This window comes from Acinetobacter harbinensis (assembly GCF_000816495.1).
In the GTDB taxonomy this organism is placed as follows: Bacteria; Pseudomonadota; Gammaproteobacteria; order Pseudomonadales; family Moraxellaceae; genus Acinetobacter; species Acinetobacter harbinensis.
The window spans coordinates 88,892-94,824 of sequence record NZ_JXBK01000002.1 but is presented as its reverse complement, the minus strand read 5'-3'; the positions used below and the strand labels follow the sequence as shown (position 1 = coordinate 94,824).

Sequence of the window (5,933 nt, the reverse complement as noted above, 5' to 3'; positions counted from 1 at the left end):
TCAACGTGTAGATCGATTAGCACAGCTCAATTAAACAGCTAAAAATGATCCTTTACATCAGCGTACGATTGATTTCGTTTAAAATATGCGCAAAGTATTTTCAGGAAAAAAAAAGCGCGGTGTTCAATATTTTATGCTTAAGTGCTTGATAATATATTTTATTTTTACCCATCTATGATTTGCTTAGCTTTCAATAGCCCTTATCTCATGCCATAGCATAAAGCTCTCTGAATCAAGTATAGGGTTTAGCATATCGTTACTAAGTTTAGCTTCTGAATGAGTCTATCAATTGATGAGTTCATCTCTGCTGCCAATCAATCAAAGCAATTTTTACTTTCATCAGCGTTGTTCTGGGTAAATCTATTAAATTTGCTCTCTTTTAGATTTTATGAACAAAGATTCTGTATAGGCTCATTGTTTTGACGGCATCCAATACATCGGCTTAAATTTTTAATTCTTTAATAGGTACCTAAACTGGTTACTTGGATGGTTTAACTTTATTTTTATGATATTATAATCAATCACTTAATATCTTTATATGATGCGTATGATACGCATCACATACAGATATTGCTATTTAAATAAAACCCAGTTAGTGTGTACAATTATCCATTGTATTCAAAATCAATCTTGCATGAGTTTAACTGAACAAAAAGCCCGACAAGCCAAGCCGAAGGAAAAAATCTATTTCTTGGCAGATGAAGATGGTTTAAGTCTAAAAGTTGAACCCAATGGAAACAAATCATGGAGTTATCGCTTTGTGGTGCTGTTCACGCATAAGCGCTCGCGGGTAAAACTGGGGAATTTCCCTGCAATGAGCCTCAAACAAGCAAGAGCGAACAGAGATGAACGAAAACGTATTGCTACAGACCCCGAAGGCGATCCAAAAACAAAGACAGTACTTTTATTTTCACAGGTTGCAGCAGAGTGGTTAAGCTTTAAAAAGAGAAACGCTTTAGAGGATGAGCCGCGTTGTGGGGTCGTGCAATTAGCACACAAAAGTTTGTCTACTGATATCTTACCGCAGCTAAAAGACTATCCATTTCATCAGATTAAACGTTTTGATCTGGTGAATGTGATTCGCGATATTGAAGCGCGCGGCGTAAAAGAGCCGGTCAATAAAGCCTGTAGTTACTTAAATCAGTTATATGAATATGCTGTTGCGATGGGCTATTGTGAATACAATATTGCCGCTGGTTTGCATAAGGTATTAATCACCAAAAAAATTAAGCAAAATTATCCTTATTTAAAACCTGAAGAACTCACTATCTTCATACAGCGACTGAGTCGTGTAAATACACACCCCATTATTAAAAAGGCATTGTGGCTTAAATTATATACCGGTGTACGTGGAGCTGAGATTTTGGCTGCAGAACATCAACACTTCGATTTAGAGCATAAAGTCTGGCGTATCCCTGCAAAAAATGTGAAGCAGTTTAGGCGTAAAGTTGTTTTGGGCTTTGATATTCCTGATTATTTAATTCCATTATCTGATCAGGCATTGGAAATAGTCCAATCTGCATTGCAATGGTCAGCAGGGGAGAAGTATGTATTTTCGAGTCCTAGGCAAGCCAATCAACCTTTACATTTTAATACCTTAAACAGTGTGATTCGGCGTATGGGCTATGAAAAAAATCAACTATCTTCCCATGGCTTACGTTCGACACTGAGCACGATTTTAAATGAGTCGGGATTATTTCCTCACTCTTGGATTGAGGCTCAACTTTCACATACCGATAAAGATAAAACCCGAGCCAGCTATAATCATGCGAAATATTTAACCCATCGACATGAAATGATGCAGTGGTGGGCCAATTATTTGGTTAATGCGGCATAAAAAATGTAGCAAGTTGCTACAGTTTATTTTTTAAAAATACACTTGCTAAGCAGCGTATTGAACAGGATGTTGATTTATCCACATTATGGCGTAGCTTGGCGGAGCGAAAATCTTGATTAATACAGAGTTTATATCTTATCGGGATAAGCTTTATGCTTCTACTGATCAGTATAAAATTTTAGAGGAGAAGAATTTTGAGTGGTGCTCATATCAATGCTTTCTATTAAGCATTTACAGCAATGCTAGCCCTTAAATGAAAGGCTAGCACCTGATTAAATAAACTTAAAATGGCAGCTGAGCATTAAACTGCAGCAGTAGCTTTGATCACTTCTGCAATAGATTCAGCGACATAATCAATATTACTTAAATTTAAGCCGGCAACACACATGCGACCACTGCGCAGCAGATAAATGGCATATTGGTTCTTTAACAGATCTGCCTGTTCAGCACTTAAGCCAGTATAACTAAACATACCTTGTTGTTTGACCAAATAACTAAAGTCACGTTCAGGTAAAGCTTGGCTGAGTTTGTTTTCTAAAATTTGACGCATCTGCATAATACGTTCCCGCATTTGTGTCAATTCAGCAGTCCATAGCGTTGTTAGTGCGTGATCACTGAGCACGTTGTTAACCAACAAGGCGCCGGTGGTCGGTGGACTTGAGTAAATGCGGCGTACTGTGGCTTTGAGTTGGCCCAAAACTTTTTGTGCAGTGGCTTGATCATCACAAACAAAGGTTAAGCCGCCAATACGCTCGCCATACAACGAGAAAATTTTAGAGAATGAATTACTGACAATAAAATTCATTCCAGCTTGATCGAGCGCACGAATGGCGTAGGCATCTTCTGCTAAACCTTGACCAAAGCCTTGATAGGCAATATCTAAAAAAGGGATTAAATCTTGTTTTTTTAATACCGCAATCACTTGATCCCATTCAGCTGGCGTTAAATCTGCACCGGTTGGGTTATGGCAGCACGGATGTAACAGCACAATACTTTTAGCCGGAAGGGTATTTAATTTTTCCAGCATCGCAGCGACGTTAACGCCATTGGTTTCGGCATCAAAATAAGGATAGAAATGCGATTCAATGCCTGCGCCATTAAAAATGGCAATATGATTTTCCCACGTCGGCTGACTGACCCAAACATCAGATTCTGGGAAGTATTTTTTTAAGAAATCGGCACCGACTTTAAGCGCACCAGAACCGCCTAAGGTTTGAATGGTCACGGCACGACCCTGCGCACGCGCGGGGCTATGTTCCCCCAAAAGAAGGGTCTGAGTGGCTTGGTTATATGGTTTTAAACCATCCATCGGTAAATAAAGTTTAACCTGATCATTACTGGCTTCAATATTTTTATAGGCAGCTTGAATGGCATTTAATTGAGGAACAATATTATCCTCATTGTAATACAGCCCAATACTTAAATTGACTTTGGGTGTCCGTTCATCTTTACCAAATTCTTCCATCAACGAAAGAATCGGATCACCTGCATACGTGTCAACATGTTGGAACATAAATACATCCTTCATTATATAGAGTAAACAATCAAGTCTTGGAAATAGACTGCATTTCATCTTTGGCTAATGCTGGATGAGTTGCACTCTGTTTCGTTTTAAAGAAGTAAGCAATGGCTAGAAATAAAACCCATATCGGTAACATCAGTACCGCAATACGCATGTCTGGCGTTAGGCTCATAATCAATAAAATACCGCACATAAACAGGATACATAAATAATTGGTAAATGGATAAGCAATACTTGGAAATCGAGTACTTACTTTCATTTGGTTCATACGTTTTTTAAATTTTAAGTGGGTATAAGAAATCACCACCCAGTTAATCACAATCGCGGCAACCACCAACATCATCAGTAAACTAAAGGCTTTTTCAGGAAATAAATAATTGACCAAGACACAGAGTAAGGTGAAAAAAGCCGAAACCATGACCGCATTGACGGGAATGCCGCGACGATTAATCTTGCTCAATATTTTAGGTGCGTTGCCTTGTTGCGCTAAACCCAATAGCATACGGCTGGTACAATAATTGGTACTGTTATAGACTGAAACAGCCGCAGTCAGCACCACGAAATTTAAAACAGTGGCCACGGTTTGATTGCCCAACGAGTCAAAAATCAGCACAAAAGGGCTACCGCCTTGTGCCATTTGATTCCATGGATAGAGCGATAAAATCACCACCAAGCTTAAGATATAAAATAACAGCACGCGATAAACAATTTGATTAATAGCTTTAGGCAGCGTCTCTTTTGGATTGTCGGTTTCAGCCGCGGCAATTCCAACCAACTCAATGCCCCCAAAAGCAAACATAATCATCGCCATGGCCATGACTAGACCCATGACGCCATTGGGGAAAAATCCGCCCAATTCCCATAAGTTCTGCAGCGAGGATTGTGTGCCACCACTGCCACTGGCCAGTAAATAACTACCAAAGGCGATCATGGCAATAATGGCCAAGACTTTGATAATCGAGAGCCAAAACTCCATCTCACCAAATAATTTCACATGTAGTAGGTTAATTGCATTGATAAAAATAAAGAAACCCAAGGCAGAGACCCACGTTGGAATTTCAGGCCACCAATAGTGAATATACAAGCCTATGGCACTGAGTTCAGCCATGCAAACTAAAATATTTAAAACCCAGTAGTTCCAGCCCGACATAAAGCCTGCAAACTTGCCCCAGTATTTGTAGGCAAAATGACTAAAAGAGCCACTGACCGGCTCTTCAACAATCATTTCACCCAATTGCCGCATCATTAAAAAAGCGATGAGTCCAGCAATGGCATAACCCAAAATAGCAGAAGGGCCGGCCAGTTTAATGGTTTGGGCAATACCGAGAAATAATCCGGTACCGATAGAGCCGCCTAAGGCGATGAGTTGGATGTGACGGTTACTTAAACCTTTTTGAAGGCTTCCTTGTTCAGTGTGCTGCATGTTCTATCATCATCCATGTTGAGATCGTGCTCTTTATTTTGAAAGTTATTATTTTTGAATCATCTGAGCATTATCGTAAGTAGTATTAAAGTGGTGAGCATCAACCCGCATTTTTCCATGCACAGACTAAAAGATGTGCATGGAAAATAACGGTCATTACAGCATTAAACCCAAATTAGGCGTTTGAGATGTCCAGTACGCCACGTTTAATTTGATCACGTTCAATCGATTCAAACAGCGCTTTAAAGTTACCTTCACCAAAGCCATCATCATCTTTACGTTGAATAAATTCAAAAAATACCGGACCGAGCATATTTTCAGAAAAAATTTGCAACAGCAGACGTTTATCGTCATTTTGGGTATTACCATCTAATAAAATACCGCGCTTTTGCAATTCCTCAGTCGGCTCACCATGATTGGGTAAGCGCTCTGGCAGCATTTCATAGTAAGTATTTGGCGGTGGCGTCATAAACTTAGCCCCCAGCGCTTTTAACTTATCCCATGTGCCAATCAGATCATCGGTAATAAAGGCGATATGTTGAATACCTTCGCCATTAAACTGCGTTAAAAATTCAGCAATTTGACCATTACCTTTGGCTGAGTCTTCATTCAATGGAATACGAATTTTCCCATCTGGCGCGGTTAAAGCTTTAGAGGTCAGGCCGGTATATTCGCCTTTAATATCAAAATAACGGATTTCTTGGAAATTAAAGATTTTTCCATAAAAATCTGACCAATACTGCATACGACCACGATAGACATTATGGGTGAGATGATCGATTTCTTTTAAACCGGTACCGACAGGATGTAAATCGACATCCTCAAAAAATACAAAATCGTTTTGATAGATATCACGATCGACCAAGAAGATCGGTGAGCCGCCAATTCCTTTAATGGCAGGAATATTTAATTCCATTGGACCAATCTTTGAGTAAAGTGGTTCTGCGCCTAACTCAACGGCTTTATTGAATGCTTTGGCGGCATCTTTGGTTCTAAAACCCATGGCACAGGCCGAAGGACCATGCTCTTTGAAAAAATAAGCGGCATGAGATTCAGGTTGATAATTTAGAATAATATTAATGTTACCTTGACGCCATAAATAAATATTTTTAGATTTATGTTTCGCGACGGGGCTAAAACCAATGGTCTGA

The 5,933-nt window shown here is 39.5% G+C and carries 4 protein-coding genes; 1 reads left to right on the top strand and 3 read right to left on the bottom strand.

The genetic code is table 11. The annotated features are described in order from the left end of the window. Positions 1 to 634 precede the first annotated feature (634 nt). A complete protein-coding gene (locus SE27_RS12610; RefSeq protein WP_039624151.1) occupies positions 635 to 1,837 on the top strand; it encodes a tyrosine-type recombinase/integrase in 1,203 nt (400 codons plus the stop codon). Positions 1,838 to 2,138: 301 nt separating this feature from the next. Here SE27_RS12610 and SE27_RS12605 read toward each other — a convergent pair whose 3' ends face one another. The 3 genes from SE27_RS12605 to hppD form a co-directional block, all read right to left on the bottom strand. Then, a complete protein-coding gene (locus SE27_RS12605) occupies positions 2,139 to 3,350 on the bottom strand; it encodes an amino acid aminotransferase (RefSeq protein WP_039624149.1) in 1,212 nt (403 codons plus the stop codon). 31 nt (positions 3,351 to 3,381) lie between these two features. Further along, positions 3,382 to 4,782, bottom strand: coding sequence for an amino acid permease (locus SE27_RS12600; protein ID WP_039624147.1), 1,401 nt, complete (start codon positions 4,780 to 4,782; stop codon positions 3,382 to 3,384). 175 nt (positions 4,783 to 4,957) lie between these two features. After that, positions 4,958 to 5,933: 4-hydroxyphenylpyruvate dioxygenase (gene hppD, locus SE27_RS12595; protein ID WP_455550002.1), on the bottom strand; the 976-nt coding region annotated here is incomplete at its 5' end.

Bases quoted from the DNA above. Each gene is read 5' to 3' on its own strand.
- SE27_RS12610 (WP_039624151.1), top strand. From the start codon at position 635: ATGAGTTTAACTGAACAAAAAGCCCGACAAGCCAAGCCGAAGGAAAAA.
- SE27_RS12605 (WP_039624149.1), bottom strand. From the start codon at position 3,350: ATGTTCCAACATGTTGACACGTATGCAGGTGATCCGATTCTTTCGTTG.
- SE27_RS12600 (WP_039624147.1), bottom strand. From the start codon at position 4,782: ATGCAGCACACTGAACAAGGAAGCCTTCAAAAAGGTTTAAGTAACCGT.